This is a genomic window from Cupriavidus sp. 05T41 (genome assembly GCF_056396525.1).
The window spans coordinates 37,670-51,413 of sequence record NZ_JBFTLQ010000019.1; the positions used below are offsets into that span (position 1 = coordinate 37,670).

At 67.1% G+C, this 13,744-nt stretch carries 15 protein-coding genes; 6 read left to right on the forward strand and 9 right to left on the reverse strand.

The genetic code is table 11. The annotated features are described in order from the left end of the window. Positions 1–4: 4 nt before the first annotated feature. Positions 5–976 carry a Bug family tripartite tricarboxylate transporter substrate binding protein gene (locus tag AC1DKV_RS13765; RefSeq protein WP_441616589.1) on the forward strand — a complete coding sequence of 324 codons (972 nt, stop codon included), beginning with the start codon at positions 5–7 and terminating at the stop codon, positions 974–976. 18 nt (positions 977–994) lie between these two features. On the opposite strand, the gene AC1DKV_RS13770 is transcribed toward AC1DKV_RS13765, so the two are convergent. Both AC1DKV_RS13770 and AC1DKV_RS13775 read right to left on the reverse strand, forming a co-directional pair. Then, positions 995–1,681 (reverse strand): Vgb family protein, encoded by a 687-nt coding sequence (locus AC1DKV_RS13770; protein ID WP_441616591.1) that lies wholly within the window; start codon positions 1,679–1,681, stop codon positions 995–997. A 9-nt stretch (positions 1,682–1,690) separates the two neighbouring features. Beyond that, positions 1,691–2,911 carry a helix-turn-helix domain-containing protein gene (locus AC1DKV_RS13775; RefSeq protein WP_441616593.1) on the reverse strand — a complete coding sequence of 407 codons (1,221 nt, stop codon included), beginning with the start codon at positions 2,909–2,911 and terminating at the stop codon, positions 1,691–1,693. A 124-nt stretch (positions 2,912–3,035) separates the two neighbouring features. Here AC1DKV_RS13775 and AC1DKV_RS13780 point away from each other — a divergent pair, with 124 nt between their 5' ends. Further along, positions 3,036–3,800 (forward strand): DUF899 domain-containing protein, encoded by a 765-nt coding sequence (locus AC1DKV_RS13780; protein WP_441616595.1) that lies wholly within the window; start codon positions 3,036–3,038, stop codon positions 3,798–3,800. A gap of 40 nt (positions 3,801–3,840) precedes the next feature. Here the strand turns inward: AC1DKV_RS13780 and AC1DKV_RS13785 are convergent, their stop codons facing one another. From AC1DKV_RS13785 to AC1DKV_RS13795, 3 genes are all read right to left on the reverse strand, one after another. After that, positions 3,841–4,773: an amino acid ABC transporter substrate-binding protein gene (locus AC1DKV_RS13785; RefSeq protein WP_441616597.1), complete on the reverse strand. Its 933-nt coding sequence runs from the start codon at positions 4,771–4,773 to the stop codon at positions 3,841–3,843. A 31-nt stretch (positions 4,774–4,804) separates the two neighbouring features. Continuing rightward, positions 4,805–6,115: a dicarboxylate/amino acid:cation symporter gene (locus AC1DKV_RS13790; protein ID WP_441616599.1), complete on the reverse strand. Its 1,311-nt coding sequence runs from the start codon at positions 6,113–6,115 to the stop codon at positions 4,805–4,807. 229 nt (positions 6,116–6,344) lie between these two features. Beyond that, the gene (locus AC1DKV_RS13795; protein WP_441616601.1) at positions 6,345–6,791 is read right to left on the reverse strand and encodes a cupin domain-containing protein; all 447 of its coding nucleotides are present in this window, start codon (positions 6,789–6,791) and stop codon (positions 6,345–6,347) included. 239 nt (positions 6,792–7,030) lie between these two features. Between AC1DKV_RS13795 and AC1DKV_RS13800 the strand changes: the two genes are divergently transcribed. The 4 genes from AC1DKV_RS13800 to AC1DKV_RS13815 all read left to right on the forward strand — a co-directional run bounded on the left by AC1DKV_RS13800 (position 7,031) and on the right by AC1DKV_RS13815 (position 8,839). Beyond that, positions 7,031–7,408, forward strand: coding sequence for a cupin domain-containing protein (locus AC1DKV_RS13800; protein ID WP_441616603.1), 378 nt, complete (start codon positions 7,031–7,033; stop codon positions 7,406–7,408). Positions 7,409–7,603: 195 nt separating this feature from the next. Next, complete coding sequence (locus AC1DKV_RS13805; protein WP_441616605.1) at positions 7,604–7,741, forward strand: hypothetical protein; 138 nt, start codon at positions 7,604–7,606, stop codon at positions 7,739–7,741. Between the two features lie 350 nt (positions 7,742–8,091). Beyond that, positions 8,092–8,346, forward strand: coding sequence for a hypothetical protein (locus AC1DKV_RS13810; protein ID WP_441616607.1), 255 nt, complete (start codon positions 8,092–8,094; stop codon positions 8,344–8,346). Between the two features lie 97 nt (positions 8,347–8,443). Continuing rightward, entirely contained in the window at positions 8,444–8,839 is a 396-nt protein-coding gene (locus AC1DKV_RS13815; RefSeq protein ID WP_441616609.1) for a RidA family protein, read from the forward strand. A gap of 66 nt (positions 8,840–8,905) precedes the next feature. Here AC1DKV_RS13815 and AC1DKV_RS13820 read toward each other — a convergent pair whose 3' ends face one another. From AC1DKV_RS13820 to AC1DKV_RS13835, 4 genes are all read right to left on the reverse strand, one after another. Then, complete coding sequence (locus tag AC1DKV_RS13820; protein WP_441616611.1) at positions 8,906–9,889, reverse strand: hydroxymethylglutaryl-CoA lyase; 984 nt, start codon at positions 9,887–9,889, stop codon at positions 8,906–8,908. Then, the gene (locus AC1DKV_RS13825) at positions 9,886–11,091 is read right to left on the reverse strand and encodes a CaiB/BaiF CoA transferase family protein (protein ID WP_441616613.1); all 1,206 of its coding nucleotides are present in this window, start codon (positions 11,089–11,091) and stop codon (positions 9,886–9,888) included. Before AC1DKV_RS13825 ends, AC1DKV_RS13820 begins: the two co-directional genes overlap by 4 nt. Positions 11,092–11,243: 152 nt before the next feature. Then, positions 11,244–12,581 (reverse strand): MFS transporter, encoded by a 1,338-nt coding sequence (locus AC1DKV_RS13830; RefSeq protein ID WP_441616615.1) that lies wholly within the window; start codon positions 12,579–12,581, stop codon positions 11,244–11,246. A gap of 210 nt (positions 12,582–12,791) precedes the next feature. Next, on the reverse strand, positions 12,792–13,694 hold the full coding sequence (locus AC1DKV_RS13835; protein ID WP_441616617.1) for a LysR family transcriptional regulator: 903 nt from the start codon (positions 13,692–13,694) through the stop codon (positions 12,792–12,794). Positions 13,695–13,744 lie beyond the last annotated feature (50 nt).

Here is a 13,744-nt window from a genome sequence, read left to right on the forward strand (position 1 = left end):
AGACATGAAGAAGATACTGACGGCGGCAGCCGCGATGGCTGCCTTCACCCTCATCGCCGGCCTTGCCCGGGCCGACGACTATCCCTCCAGGCCGGTACGGCTGGTGGTGCCGTTTGGCGGCGGCACGTCCACGGACATCACCGCGCGCATCATCGGCGAGGCCATGGGCAAGAAACTCGGCCAGCCGATCGTGGTGGAGAACAAGGCTGGCGCGGGCGGCGCGATCGGCACCGACTATGTCGCCAAGTCCAAGGGCGACGGCTATACGCTCACGATGGGCACCGTCGGCACGCTCGCCATCAACAAGGCGCTCTATCGCAAGCTGCCGTACGATCCGGGCAAGGACTTCTCGTTCATCGGCATCCCGGGCTATACGCCGACGCTGCTGGTGGTCCGCGAGGACGCGCCGTACAAGACGCTGGCCGACCTGATCGCTTACGCCAAGGCACATCCGGACAAGCTGTCGTTCGGCTCGGCGGGCAGCGGTACCTCCGGCCACCTGGCGGGCGAACTGCTCAAGTCGATGGCGGGCGTGAGCATGACGCACGTGCCGTTCAAGGAAGGCGGCCAGGCGTTGACCGCGGTGCTGGGCGGGCAGGTGGACTTCATGTTCTATCACCCGGTGGCCGTGCTGCCCTACCTCAAGGGCCACAAGCTGCGCGCGCTGGCCGCAAGCAGCCAGCGCCGCTCGGTGGCGGCGCCTGACGTGCCGACGGTGGCCGAGTCGGGCTATCCCGGCTTCGACCTGACGGCCTGGTTCATGCTGGCCGGCCCGGCCGGACTCGGTGCCCAGGCGCGGACCCGCCTGGTGCAGACGATGCAGGCGGTACTGCAGGATCCGGCCGTCCAGAAGCAACTGGCGGCGCAGGGCCTGGAGGCTGCCACGCTGGAGACGGCGCAATTGCCTGGCTTCGTGAATGGCGAGATGCAGAAGTGGACCGCCGTCGTCAAGCAATCGAACGCGCAGGTCGACTGAAGCTGCCGGCCGCCCCGCTTACTCGCCAGCGGAGCCGGCGGGAATCGCGGGGCCGCTGCCGTCCGCCAGGCCTGGCCTGGGCCGGCGGACGGCCCTGACCTTGCCGCTGCTTCCGCCTCCGCAGAAGAACTGGTCGCCGCCATCGGACTCGAGCCCCGATACGCCGACGCCAGGCGGCATCTCGAGGCTCTCCAGGACCTCGCCCGTGCGCGGATCGACCCGCCTCAGATCGCTCGCCTCATCTTCCCAGGTGCCGTGCCACAGTTCCCCGTCGATCCAGGTGACCCCGGTGACGAAGCGGTTGGACGCGATGGTGCGGAGAATCGCCCCTGTCAGGGGATCGACCTGATGGATCTTGCGGTCCCGATACTGGCCCACCCAGAGCGTCCCTTCGGCCCACGCCAGCCCCGAGTCGCCGCCGCCGCCGGGCGCCGGGATGGTGGCGAGCACGCGGCCGGTGTCCGGATCGATCTTCTGGATGCGATCGCCGGCGATCTGGAACAGGTGCCGGCCGTCGAAGGCCGTTCCCGCCTGCGCGGCGACATCGATCGAGCGCAGCGTCTCCCCGCTTGCCGGATCGAAGGCGTTGAGCTTGTCTCCGGCAGCCAGCCAGACGCGCTGGCCGTCATATGTGACGCCATGCACATGGTCGACACCCGGAAAGGGCCCGTATTCGCGGAGAATTTCGGCTGCTGATCGCTTCATGCTTCCATCCTAGTCACCTGGTAGTGGATCGGGGAGCAACAAGGTCGCCGCGAATCCCGGCACGGGTGGGGTCAGCCAGCGACGAGCGCGCCCGCGACCAAACGACTGTACCTTGCCGGCTGCCGCAAGCGAGTCGAGCGCCCGCTGCACGGTGCGCTGGCTGGCTCCGAGCGCAAGCGCCAGGGCCGAACTCGACCACGTCTCGCCGTCGGCGAGCAATGCCAGCATTGCCGCATGCGCCTCTTCGACCGGCCGCGCCAGCACCACGACCTCGCATGCGCGACGCGGTACCAGCGCAAATCCCCGCTTCGTCGCGCTCACGCCGGCCAGCGTCCCGAGCACCGTGCGAAGTCGCCCGACTTCGACTCGCAACCGCGCGCGGTGAGATTCATCGGCGAGCTTCGCGCGGAACGCCCGCGCGACGAGCGTGGCCCTCGGCGCGTCTGCGGGCCAGGCTTCGCCCAGTGCGCGGGCGAGCGCGAACAGCACCGGACGCCTTGCGAGCGACACCACCGTGCCCGCGTCGCGCACGACATGGCGGCACGCGTCCACCACGAGCGCCTGCGACGCCTGCAACGCCTCGACTTCCTCCAGCAGGAGGAGTCGTTGCTCGCCACGCGCGATCAGGCGCGCCGCGGGCGTGTCCAGGACGAGGCGCGCGCTTTCGACCTCCGCCGCCAGCGCGGGGATACCTGCGAGACGCGCGGCCCGCCCGGCCCGGGCGAGCGCGGCGCGCGCCGCCTGCGTGCGCAGGCGTCGCATCGCGATGCCGGCAACGACCAGTTCGTGGGCGGCCCGCGCCGCGGGCGGGAAGGGCGCGGGGTCGAGCCCGGCGAGCGCACGCTCGGCCTCGTCGAGGTGCCCGATCAGGAGGAGGCGCCGGAGTTCGAGATGGCGCGCATGGGCAGCGTTTACGCGGTCGCCGTGCGCCTCGAGCGTCGCCCGCGCCGCGTCGAGCGCCTTCGCAGGCCAGCCCAGCTCGCGCGAGGCCAGCGCGATCTCGGCCTCGGCGACGATACACCTCGCGCGGGCCACGGCCTCTTTCGGGCCGAAGGCGCGTGCCGCGCTTCGCACCAGCGCCTTCGCGCGAGCGAGATCGCCGAGCTGCGCCATCGCGATGCCGCGAAGCGCAAGCGCAGGGGCGTCGTCGCGCAAGGCGATCCGGTTCAGCGCGCCGAGGGGATCACCCGCGGCGAGCGCACGCGCCGCGGCCGTGATCAGCGAGTCCATCTGAATCCCGCCAAACTTGTCACTCCCACCGTTCGATGCCCGGTACTAATCTAGCACACGACCCCCGGCCAGCACGTCGTACCGGGAACCGAAAGAACGACGCAGGACAGCCAAGGAGAGAACGATGACAGGACACATGACCGGGACACGCGAAGCGTGGCTGGCAGCGCGGTTCGAGCTGCTCGAGGCGGAGAAGGAGTTGACGCGGCGCAGCGACGAACTGGCGCGGCAACGTCAGGCGCTGCCGTGGGTCCGGGTCGACAAGGCGTACCGATTCGAGACCGGGCAGGGGAGCGCTTCGCTGGCAGACCTCTTCGGGGGACGCTCGCAGCTCCTTGTCTATCACTTCATGTTCGGGCCCGACTACACGGCGGGTTGCCCGTCCTGCTCGGCGATCGCGGACGGTTTCGACGGCTTCGTCGTCCACCTGGCGAACCACGACGTCACGCTCATGGCGGTGTCGCGGGCTCCGCTCGCGAAGCTGCAGGCGTACCAGCGGCGGATGGGATGGACGTTTCCCTGGGCGTCCTCGCTCGACAGCGACTTCAACTTCGACTTCAACGTCTCGTTTACCGAGGCGCAACAGCGTGCGGGGGACATCGAATACAACTACCGGCGCGCCGGCCATGCGATGGACGCGACCCGGGTCCCGGAGCCGGTCGCCCGGATCGCAGCCACATGCGGGACCGACGCGCCGACGTTCTCGCGCGACAGGCCGGGCATGAGCGTGTTCGTGCTGGAGGACGGCGTCGTCTATCACACCTATTCCACCTATGCGCGCGGACTGGACGGGCTCTGGGGCATGTACCAGTGGCTCGACCGTGCCCCCAGGGGGCGCAACGAGACAGGCGTCTGGTGGCGCCGCCACGACGAGTACGACCAGCGCTGAACCAGTTCGCGGGTGTTGCTGGCGTCCTTGCGGCGCGTCTCTAGTCCGGCGGTTCCGGCGTCGCGCTGATGATGTCCTCCAGTTGCGCGCTCATCGGGATGCCAAGGCGCTCACCGGTGGGCAGCCGGTCAAGGAACCATTGCTTGTACAGGCGCTCCAGTTCTCCGGAGGTGATCAGCTCGCGAACGGCCTTGTCCACCACAGCCGAGAACTGGGGATCGCCCTTGCGCAGCATGATCCCGTACGGGTCGTAAGAGAGAAAATCGCGGGTGATGTCGTATTTCTTGCCGGCGGCGTACTTGGCAATCATGCCGTACAGGAGCACATCGTCCCCCGCATAGGCGTCGGCGCCGCCGTGCCGCAGCACCTCGAACGCATCGGCGTGGTCGCGCGCGCGGATGATTTTCAGCCCCAGGTCGAATCGCGCGGACAGCCGCTCCAGCGCCTGGGCGTTGGTCGTGCCTGCCGTGGCGACCACCGTCTTGCCTTTCAGGTCGCGGGGCAACCTGATCGGCGAGCCGTGCGGCACCATCAGCTTGGTACCGGCAATGAAGATCACGGGCGAGAACGCGACGCGCTGCAGGCGCTCGGCGTTGCGTGTGGTCGATCCGCACTCCAGGTCGATCTTGCCCGAGACAATGGCGTCAAAGCGGTTCTCGGACGTCACCGGCACCCACTGGATCGACAACTCGCGTCCGACCTCTGCCCCCGCGGCTTGCACGATGGCCGTACAGATATCGATCGCGTACCCGATCGGCCTGTTGGCCTGGTTCAGGTACGAGAACGGCAGGGACGACTCCCGGTAGCCGATGGTCAGGCTGCCGGTGTCCTTGGCTTTCCTCAGGGTGCCGCGCAGCTCGATGGCTTCCTGAGCCGAGACGATGCCGACGCATATCGCCATGCACAGGGCCACGACCGCTTGCAGCATCGGATGGCCGGGCAGGGACCACCGGCGTACTTGTATGGCATGCATGCGCGCTTCTCCCAGATCCGGGCCCGGACGGCTATGCACGCACGGCGTCCGGCTTGTGCAGCGGCACCGGCCCGCCGCCGACGCCGCCCTCGCCGGGACCGAGCGTGGACTCGCTCGCGAGCTGGCCTTCCCACTTGGCTACCACGGCGGAGGCGATCGAGTTCCCGACGGCATTGGTCGCCGAGCGGCCCATGTCGAGGAACTGGTCCACGCCCATGATCAGCAGCAGGCCCGCTTCCGGGATGTTGAACTGGTTCAGCGTGGCCGCGATCACCACCAGCGAGGCGCGCGGCACGCCCGCCATCCCCTTCGATGTGAGCATCAGGAGCAGCAGCATGGTGATCTGGGTGCCCAGCGGCAGATGAATGTCATACGCCTGGGCGATGAACAGGACGGCGAAGGTGCAATACATCATCGACCCGTCCAGGTTGAACGAGTAGCCCAGCGGCAGCACGAAGCTGGAGATCTTGCGGCTGACCCCGAACTTGTCGAGCGCCTCCAGCATCTTCGGGTAAGCGGCTTCCGAACTTGCGGTGGAGAACGACAGCAGGAACGGCTCGCGGATAAGGCGGATCAGCGTGAAGGTCCGTTTGCCGAGGAACGCCATGCCCGCCAGTGTCAGCAGGCCCCACAGCACGATCAGGGCCAGGTAGAAGCTGCCCATGAACTTGGCGAAGGTCAGGAGAATACCCAGGCCTTGCGTGGTCACCGTCGATGCAATGGCGGCGAACACCGCCACCGGTGCCAGCCACATGACCGCGCCGGTGATCTTCAACATCACCTGTGCCAGGTCCTCGATGACGCCGGCCATGCGCGCGCCCCGCTCTCCCAGGGTGGACAGGGCCGTGCCGAAGAAGATCGAGAACACCACGATCTGCAGGATTTCGTTGTTGGCCATGGCCTCGGCCACGGATTTTGGCACCGTGTGGGCCACGAAGTCTTTCAGCGTGAAGGCGTTGGTCTTGAGGTTGGTGGCGGCGCCCACCTCGGGCAGCGGCAGGCCGATATTGGTGCCGGGCTGCAGCAGCGTGGCCATGATCAGGCCCAGCGTCAGGGATACCAGCGACGCGGTGATGAACCAGCCGAGTGCCTTGACGCCGACGCGCCCCACCGTGCTGGCATCTCCCATGTGCGCGATGCCCATCACGAGCGTGGAGAAGACCAGCGGCGCGATGATCATCTTGATCAGCCGCAGGAACACATCGGTGATGATCGAGATGTATCCGGCGACGTCTTTCGCGAGCTTGGGATCCGGGAAAGCGATGTGGCAAGCGTAACCGACCACGCCGCCGAGAATCATCGCGATGACGATATACGTCGTGATATGGGACTTCTTGCTCATGACTTCTCCTTGGGGCTTCCGGGTGGACGTCCTGCGCCGAGGTCTGCACCTAAATAACGATAGGTCGCCGCAGCGGCAATGGGCAATCCCTGGCGTGACCCCGATCGCGCCGGATCGCGCAAAGTCCATGATCCGTCACAGTTGCCCCCGCCAGTCGGGCCGGGTGTTCCGGTGAGAAACACCCGAGATGCGGGAAACCGCATCACTGGAAGCGATTGCCTGGCGAGTGCTATGCGCCGGGCGGCGCCGGCACCAGCCCGTACCCGGACATGACCTCGGCAAGCCTGGCGCGGTCGGGCGGTCCGCCGCCATTGATGATGGCCGCGACGTCGCGGAAGTACTGGGCGCCAAGGTCGGGCGTCATGACAATCAGCGCGCGGGCCGTGTCACCGTGCGGATTGCTGAAGTGATGGACCGATCCGCGTGGGGAGAGCATATAGTCGCCGCGCGCCAGGTCACGGGCAACGCCGTCGACCGAGTACCGAAGTACGCCTTCCAGCACATAGACGCACTCTTCGTTGTGTGTGTGGCTATGCGGCGGCGGCACTTGCGAGCCGGGCGGCACCGTCATCTCGAAGGCACCCATCCCGCCCGTGGCGGTTCCATCGATCAGGTACTGGATGTCCAGTTGGCCAACCTTGATCGGTTCGCCCTGGTTCGCGCGGCCAGGAGTCATTGTCAGCCCCTTGAAATTGGGGGCTCTGGTCTGTCCCCCCGCATTGCATTGTCATTGTAGGTCGGCGTGCACTATCCGCGAGCGGCCGATCGGCTGCAAGCAGGCGCGACCCGGCCGGGCTCATTTGCAAGCCGCGGCAGCATGTCGCCGCAGTCGGCAAGGCGGGCGGCCGCCATCGGCCGGGCATCGCTGTCCTACAATCAGTCAGCGCATGTTCGCGCCGAAGGAGCCGAGCCACCATGGACAACGCTGTGACATACGCGCGCCTCTACGCGGACGCCAAAGGTGAGTCGCATATCGAGGAAGGCCTTTGCCTCGGCATGGCGTCCACGGATTTCGTTCCTCCGGCGCCGCCGATTCTTGTCTCCGGCCTGCAGCCCGCATCCGCTTACGCGTTCCTGTCCGTGCCAGTGGCGTATTTCGGCGATTTCCACCCGAGCCCGAAACGCCAATGGCTCTTCTTTCTCTCCGGTGAGATGGAATTCGAGGTGAGCGACGGCCAGCGGTTGCTGGGAAAGCCGGGGCTTGCGATTCTCCTCGAGGACACGACGGGGCTTGGGCATAAGAGCACGGTCAAGAGCGCAGTGCCCGCCCTGATGGTGGCGGTGCAGACCTGAGGCGAACCCGCGCGGGAGCCAGGACGCTGTCCGCACGCTCGCGCTTATCCGGGGCAGCCCGGCATGGCGGCATATCGCTTGAAGATATGGCCGGCCGCATTCCATATACGATATTTCCCTTTGCTTTGGATTAACGGCGTATGCTGGATCTGCCCTCCGGCAAGCAACGCATCAGGATTCCAAAGGAGTATCACCATGGCCAAGAGTCAACTACGCGGCAACCGCGAAGCGAAGAAGCCAAAGCAGCCGAAGAAACCGGCAGCGCCGGCAAGCCCGTTCGGCACGGTGCAGTCGCGCGTGGGCAATGACGGCGTCGCCAAGAAGAAGTCCTGACCCGGCTGAGGCCGAAGCTGAAGCCGCGGCACGGCGCAACCAGCCATGCAGGCCGGTCGCCGCAGTGAAGCCGATCTGTCCCGAACGCGCGGACCATGACGGGAGGCGCACCATGATCCGGCAGCAGGATCTGGTCCTCGCCGTTGAAACCGAACACCATCGCCAGGCACCGCCACGCAGCCCCGCTGCCGGCTGGCTGCCCGCAGCCCCCCGCCTGGTCATCCGGGGCTGGCATCCAGTGCCTCGACCAATCCGCCTACAATAGCGCCCTGTGAGCAAGCGGCCCCGCGCCGGTGGATGCCCGCGCATCCGCTCGCCGGCTCGCCGCGCTTTTTGTTGGAATCGCCTTCGTGAAAAATCGGAAATTCATTCTGGCTGCCCTGGTCACGCTGACGCTCAGTCCGCTGGCCAGGGCCGATGCGCGCCAGGCCGCGCATGAGGTCAAGCAGGCAACCGTGCATGCTGTCAAAAGGACCGGAGAGCTGGCGCGCGACGCCGGCCGCGGCATCGGCCACGCTGCCAGGGACGTCGCCCATGGCGTGGCAGGCAAGGCCCGCGAGGGCTACGGCGCGGCCAGGAATGCAGTACATCAGGAGTCACATTAGTTAACCCCGGGCATCCTTGCCCTACACTGAAAACCGGTTGGACGCGACCGGGCGGCGCGCGCGGTTCGCGGTTCCCACTGCTGACACGGGGCGCAATATGGAATTCCTGAATTCAGGCAAGGTTCTTCCTGCCGGGCTGCCTTTCTCCGAAGGCGTGCGAGTTGGCGAGCTGCTCTATCTGTCCGGGCAGATGGGCATCGTACCGGGCACCACCCGGCTAGTGCCGGGGGGGATTCGCGAAGAGGCCAGGCAGACGCTGATGAATATCCGCGGCACGCTCGAAGCACACGGCTTGTCGCTGCAGCGGGTTGCGAAATGCACCATCATGCTGGCTGATATCAGCGAATGGCATATCTTCAACGAGGTCTACAAGGATTTCTTCCAGGCGCCATACCCTGCGCGCAGCGCACTCGGCGCCAGCGGGCTAGCGCTTGGCGCCAGGGTTGAGGTGGAGTGCATTGCGGTATTCGGGGAGCCGGACCCGGCGGCATGAAGCGTGGGCGCCGTGCCCGCGGCAGCGTGCGCAAACCAGTGCGAACCGGCTGCCGCGGCGCGGGGCTCACGGCGTTGCGGGCCGGCTGTGCGCACGCTCCCGGATGGCGGCGAAGTCGGCGGGCGGCGCATGCAGGTCGAGCCGGCGTCCAGCCTTCAGGATCTGGCTCGGGATGTCATGGCCAAGCAGGGCCGACAGCGTCCTCGCGGCCTCGAGGACGCGGGCAAGGTCCACCCCGGTGTCGTAGTCCATGAGTTGCAGCGCATGGACGATCTCCTCCGTGCAAACGTTGCCCGTGGCACCCGGGGCGTACGGGCAGCCGCCGATGCCGCCGAGCGAAGCGTCGAAGCGGTCGGCGCCGGCGTCGATGGCCGCAAGCACGTTGGCCAGCCCCATGCCGCGGGTGTTGTGGAAATGCAGGGTCAGTTCGGTATCCGGCCAGCGCTCCCGGAAGCGGCGTGTCAGCGCGGCCACCTGGCCCGGGTATGCCATGCCGGTGGTGTCGCACAGGGTGATGCCGTGGGTGCCGATTTCCTCGATATGGCGGGCACACCAGTCGAGCACCGCCGCCGCAGGCACGTCGCCCTCCATGGGACAGCCGAAGCTGCAGGACAGCGAGATGTTGACGGCGGCGCCAGCGTCGCGGGCGATGCCGGCCACCTCCGACAGGGCAGCGAAGGACTGGGCCCGGGTCATCCTCAGGTTGGCGAGGTTGTGGGACTCGCTGGCGGACATGACCAGGTTCAACTCGTCCGTGCCGGCCTCGATGGCGCGCTCCGCGCCTCGCACATTGGGTACGAGGGCGCTGTAGACAACGCCGGGGTGGCGTTCGATGGCGCCCAGCACGTCCTGCGCATCGCTCAGCGCCGGAATCGCCTTGGGCGAGACGAATGCCGTCACTTCGATCTTCGCCATGCCGGCCCGGGACAGGGCATTCACCAGCGCGACCTTGTCCGCGGTGGGCACGAAGGCCCGTTCGGCCTGAAGGCCGTCCCGCATGCCGACTTCCTGCATGTAGATGTGCCGTCCGGCACCGTTCCAGGTATTCATGCCACCACCTTCCTGCCGCGCAAGGCGGCGATGTCCTGGGCCGAAAAGCCGATTTCCAGCAAGACCCCGTCGGTATCGTCGCCGAGACCCGGTGCCGAGGTGCGGACCGAGCCCGGCGTGCCCAGCAGCTTGGGGACCACGCCGGGCACCTCGACATCGAACCCGTCCCGCGTCGTCTGGGAAAGAATCATGTCACGCGCCCGGTAATGCGGATCCTCGGCGATGTCCTTCGCGGTGTAGACCTTGCCCGCCGGCACCCGCGCCGAGCCCAGGATTTCCACGACCTGGCTCACCGGCCGCGTGAGCGTCCAGGCCTCGATGGCGCTGTCCAGCTCGGCCGCGCGCGCAACGCGCCCCGCGTTGTTCTCCAGCGCGGGATCGGCGGCCAGGTCGTCCCGGCCGATGGTCTGCATCAGGCGCCGGAAGATGCTGTCGCCGTTGCCGGCGATCAGCACAAAGCCGTCGCTGCAGCGGTAGGCGTTGGAGGGAGCGATCCCGGGCAGGGCGCTGCCGGCAGCTTCCCTGACGGCGCCGAAGGCGCTGTACTCGGGAATCAGGCTCTCCATGACGTTGAACACCGCCTCGTTCAGGGCCACGTCGATCACTTGCCCGTGGCCGCCGTTGACCTTGCGGTGGTAAAGCGCCGTGAGGATGCCGATGGTCCCATGGAGCGCCGCAAGGGTGTCGCCGATCGAGATGCCGCAGCGCACCGGTACCCGGCCCGGCTCCCCGGTGAGATGGCGCAAGCCGCCCATGGCCTCGCCGATGGCGCCGAAGCCCGGCAGGTCCCGGTAAGGGCCGGTCTGGCCATAGCCGGAGATGCGCAGCATCACGAGCCCCGGATTGAGCGCGGACAGCACGTCCCAGCCCATGCCCCAGCTCTCCAGCGTGCCGGGCCGGAAATTCTCGATCAGCACATCGGCTTCGGCGATGAGCTTTCTGGCGATGTCCTGGCCCTCGCTGCTGCGCAGGTCCAGGGCGATGGAGCGCTTGTTGCGCGATTGCACCTGCCACCACACGGAGGTGCCTTCCTTGATCAGGCGCCAGTTGCGCAACGGGTCGCCGCTGCCCGGGGGCTCGATCTTGATGACGTCGGCGCCGAATTCGCCCAGCGTCTTGCCGGCGAAGGGGCCGGCGATCAGCTGCCCCATCTCGATGACGCGCACGCCCTGCAGCGCGGCAACTGGAATGTCCTTGTTCATGATCGACCTCGTTCTCGTGTGTCGGTTGTCGGTTGATTCTAGAAGACGCCATCAATCGCCATGTGCAAGGGAGGCTCCCCTGAGGCGAGATTCCCTGAGGCGGGACTCGGCGCAGCGTTGCGGCGGAGCAATGCGCTGCGCTGGCCCGGTTCTCAGTGGGCGGGGCGCTTGTCTTCCTTTGCGCGCAGCTTCGCGGGGAGCCCGAACAGGAGGATCGCGGCGCAGATCAGGGCCAGGCATCCGATCACGTACAAGGCTGGCGTGGTGCTGCCCGTCAAGTCCTTGATGCGACCCACCATGACGGGGCTGACGATGCCGCCGAGCTGGCCCAGGGTATTGATCAGTGCGATGCCGCCCGCGGCGCCGACCCCGCTCACCAGCTTCGGCGGCAGCGCCCAGAAGGCGGGGATCGAAGCGATAACGCCCGCGCCCATGATCGCCAGCGCGGCCACGAGCAAGCCGGCCTGCTTGTCGAACACGCCCGCGCTGAAGAAGCCGATGGCGGCCATCACCATCAGCCCCGCCACGAACTTGCTGCGCTCGCCGGTCGCATCCGAGAGGCGCCCCACCACTACCATGGCGATCGCACCGAAGAGATATGGAACCGCGGTGAGAAGGCCGATGGTAGTGGGATTGGCGATGCCCGAGGCGCGGATCAGGTGAGGAGCCCAGAAATTGAGGCCGTAGGAGCTGATCTGGATGAGGAAGTAGGCCAGGCCCAGGGTCAGGAAGCCGGGCGCCTTCAGCGCGTCGAGCAGGGAGTGGCCACCAACGCCTTTGTTCTGCTCCGCGATGCGGCTCGAGAGCAGGGCCTGTTCGTCCGGCGTGAGCCAGGCGGCATCCTGGATGCGGTCATTCAACAGCCTGAAGACAAGGTAGCCGAGCACCACGCAGGGCACGCCCCCCACGAGGAACAGCCAGTGCCAGCCTCGCATCGACAGGAAGCCCTCCATGTGCGACAGGACGAGGCCCGCGGCAGGCGCGCCGACCAGGCCGGCAAAGGCCGAGGCCAGGAACAGCATGGAAGTGATGCGGCCGCGATAAGCGAGCGGAAACCACAGGGTCAGGTAGAACAGCACGCCGGGCGCGAACCCGGCTTCCATGGCGCCGATCAGGAAGCGCAGGGAGTAGAACTGCCATTCGGTCTGGACAAAGGCCATCAGGGCGGTGGCGATGCCCCATGACACCATGATGCGGGCAATCCAGCGCCGCGCCCCGACCTTGTAGAGCATGAGGTTGCTAGGCACCTCGAACAGCACATAGCCCACGACGAAGAGGCCCGCACCCAGGCCGTACGCCGTGTCGCTCAGGCCGAGGTCGCTCTGCAGGGCGAACTTGGCAAAGCTGATGTTGATGCGATCGAAGAACGCGAACAGGTAGCACACCATGATCAGGGGCATGATTCGCCATGCCACCTTGCGCACGGTGCGCGATTCGTCAGGCGGCGCCAGCGGGCGCGCGCCAATGGGCAGGGATTGAGCCTGGGTCATCTTGGTCTCCTTTGCTTGCTGCTCTTGCCCGCGGTCGCACCGGCGACGCAGAGAGTCTGGCAATTGCTGAGTGGTTGGCGCTCTTGGTGACGCATGGCGGCATTCTGGATGACCGCACTCAGCCGGAGAAGAACGAAGGCGAGAACGCAGCTTTCCCGAAACGCGAAAGCTGGAAGGGGCTGGCTGGCCCGGTCCCGCGCCAGGCGCAGGCTAGGCCGCGGGCGCCTCGCAGAGATGATCGACGAGCGTGCGCACATGGCGCGGGAGGGCGTTCGGATCGCGCAGGCCGATGAGAAGCTGGCGCCGGGCCCAGGTGTCCTTGAGCGGGATCTGGCGCAGGTTCAGCGGCCGGACAAGGGCGTGAACGGCATGGGACGGCAGCACGGCGACGCCCATGCCGGCCGCCACCATCTGGCACATGGCATCGAAGCTGCGGACCTGGATGCGCAGCTTCAGGCGGCGTCCCAGCGCTTCGGTCTCCGCCTGCAGGCGCTTGGCCAGGGAGGTGCCCTCCGACAGGCTGACGAAGTCGAAGTCCAGTGCTTCTTCAAAATTCACCGTGCGCCGTCCCGCGAGCGCGTGGCTGCGCGGCACCACCAGGCCCAGGCGGTCTTCCCGGTATTTCACCTGGTGCAGGCCCGGCGCGGGCGTCCGATCGGCAAAGATGCCAATATCCGCCCGGCCGTCCAGCACCGCCTGCACCACCTCGCTACTGTTCTGCTCCTCGAGCTCGATCCGTATGCCGGGATTTGCCTGCACGAAAGTGGCAAGCTCGCTGGGCAGGAACTGGGTGACGGCCGACGTGTTGACCCACAGGCGCACCACCCCGACGATCCCCGACGCGTAGTCGGAGAGGTCGGCGACCAGCAGGTCGACATCGTCGAGAATGCGTTGGGCGTGGCGGTACAGCGCCTGCCCGGCGACAGTCAGGGAAACGCCCCGCGAATGTCGCTCCAGCAGGCTCGAGCCCACCGCCGCCTCCAGGTCGGAGATTCGCTTGCTGGCCGCGCCCACCGCCACGTGGGCCAGCGTCGCGCCCTTGCTGATGCTGCCGGAGCGGACCACCAGGTTGAACAGGGAAAGGGAGACCAGGTCGAGACGGTGCGGATTCATGATTGCCGATATTCACGCGGAGGCCTCGCATTCTGCACTCACATTTCCTT

Excerpts from the sequence above, each read along its gene's own strand:
- AC1DKV_RS13765 (WP_441616589.1), top strand. The coding sequence starts at position 5 with ATGAAGAAGATACTGACGGCGGCAGCCGCGATGGCTGCCTTCACCCTC.
- AC1DKV_RS13770 (WP_441616591.1), bottom strand. The coding sequence starts at position 1,681 with ATGAAGCGATCAGCAGCCGAAATTCTCCGCGAATACGGGCCCTTTCCG.
- AC1DKV_RS13775 (WP_441616593.1), bottom strand. The coding sequence starts at position 2,911 with ATGGACTCGCTGATCACGGCCGCGGCGCGTGCGCTCGCCGCGGGTGAT.
- AC1DKV_RS13780 (WP_441616595.1), top strand. The coding sequence starts at position 3,036 with ATGACAGGACACATGACCGGGACACGCGAAGCGTGGCTGGCAGCGCGG.
- AC1DKV_RS13785 (WP_441616597.1), bottom strand. The coding sequence starts at position 4,773 with ATGCATGCCATACAAGTACGCCGGTGGTCCCTGCCCGGCCATCCGATG.
- AC1DKV_RS13790 (WP_441616599.1), bottom strand. The coding sequence starts at position 6,115 with ATGAGCAAGAAGTCCCATATCACGACGTATATCGTCATCGCGATGATT.
- AC1DKV_RS13795 (WP_441616601.1), bottom strand. The coding sequence starts at position 6,791 with ATGACTCCTGGCCGCGCGAACCAGGGCGAACCGATCAAGGTTGGCCAA.
- AC1DKV_RS13800 (WP_441616603.1), top strand. The coding sequence starts at position 7,031 with ATGGACAACGCTGTGACATACGCGCGCCTCTACGCGGACGCCAAAGGT.
- AC1DKV_RS13805 (WP_441616605.1), top strand. The coding sequence starts at position 7,604 with ATGGCCAAGAGTCAACTACGCGGCAACCGCGAAGCGAAGAAGCCAAAG.
- AC1DKV_RS13815 (WP_441616609.1), top strand. The coding sequence starts at position 8,444 with ATGGAATTCCTGAATTCAGGCAAGGTTCTTCCTGCCGGGCTGCCTTTC.
- AC1DKV_RS13820 (WP_441616611.1), bottom strand. The coding sequence starts at position 9,889 with ATGAATACCTGGAACGGTGCCGGACGGCACATCTACATGCAGGAAGTC.
- AC1DKV_RS13825 (WP_441616613.1), bottom strand. The coding sequence starts at position 11,091 with ATGAACAAGGACATTCCAGTTGCCGCGCTGCAGGGCGTGCGCGTCATC.
- AC1DKV_RS13830 (WP_441616615.1), bottom strand. The coding sequence starts at position 12,581 with ATGACCCAGGCTCAATCCCTGCCCATTGGCGCGCGCCCGCTGGCGCCG.
- AC1DKV_RS13835 (WP_441616617.1), bottom strand. The coding sequence starts at position 13,694 with ATGAATCCGCACCGTCTCGACCTGGTCTCCCTTTCCCTGTTCAACCTG.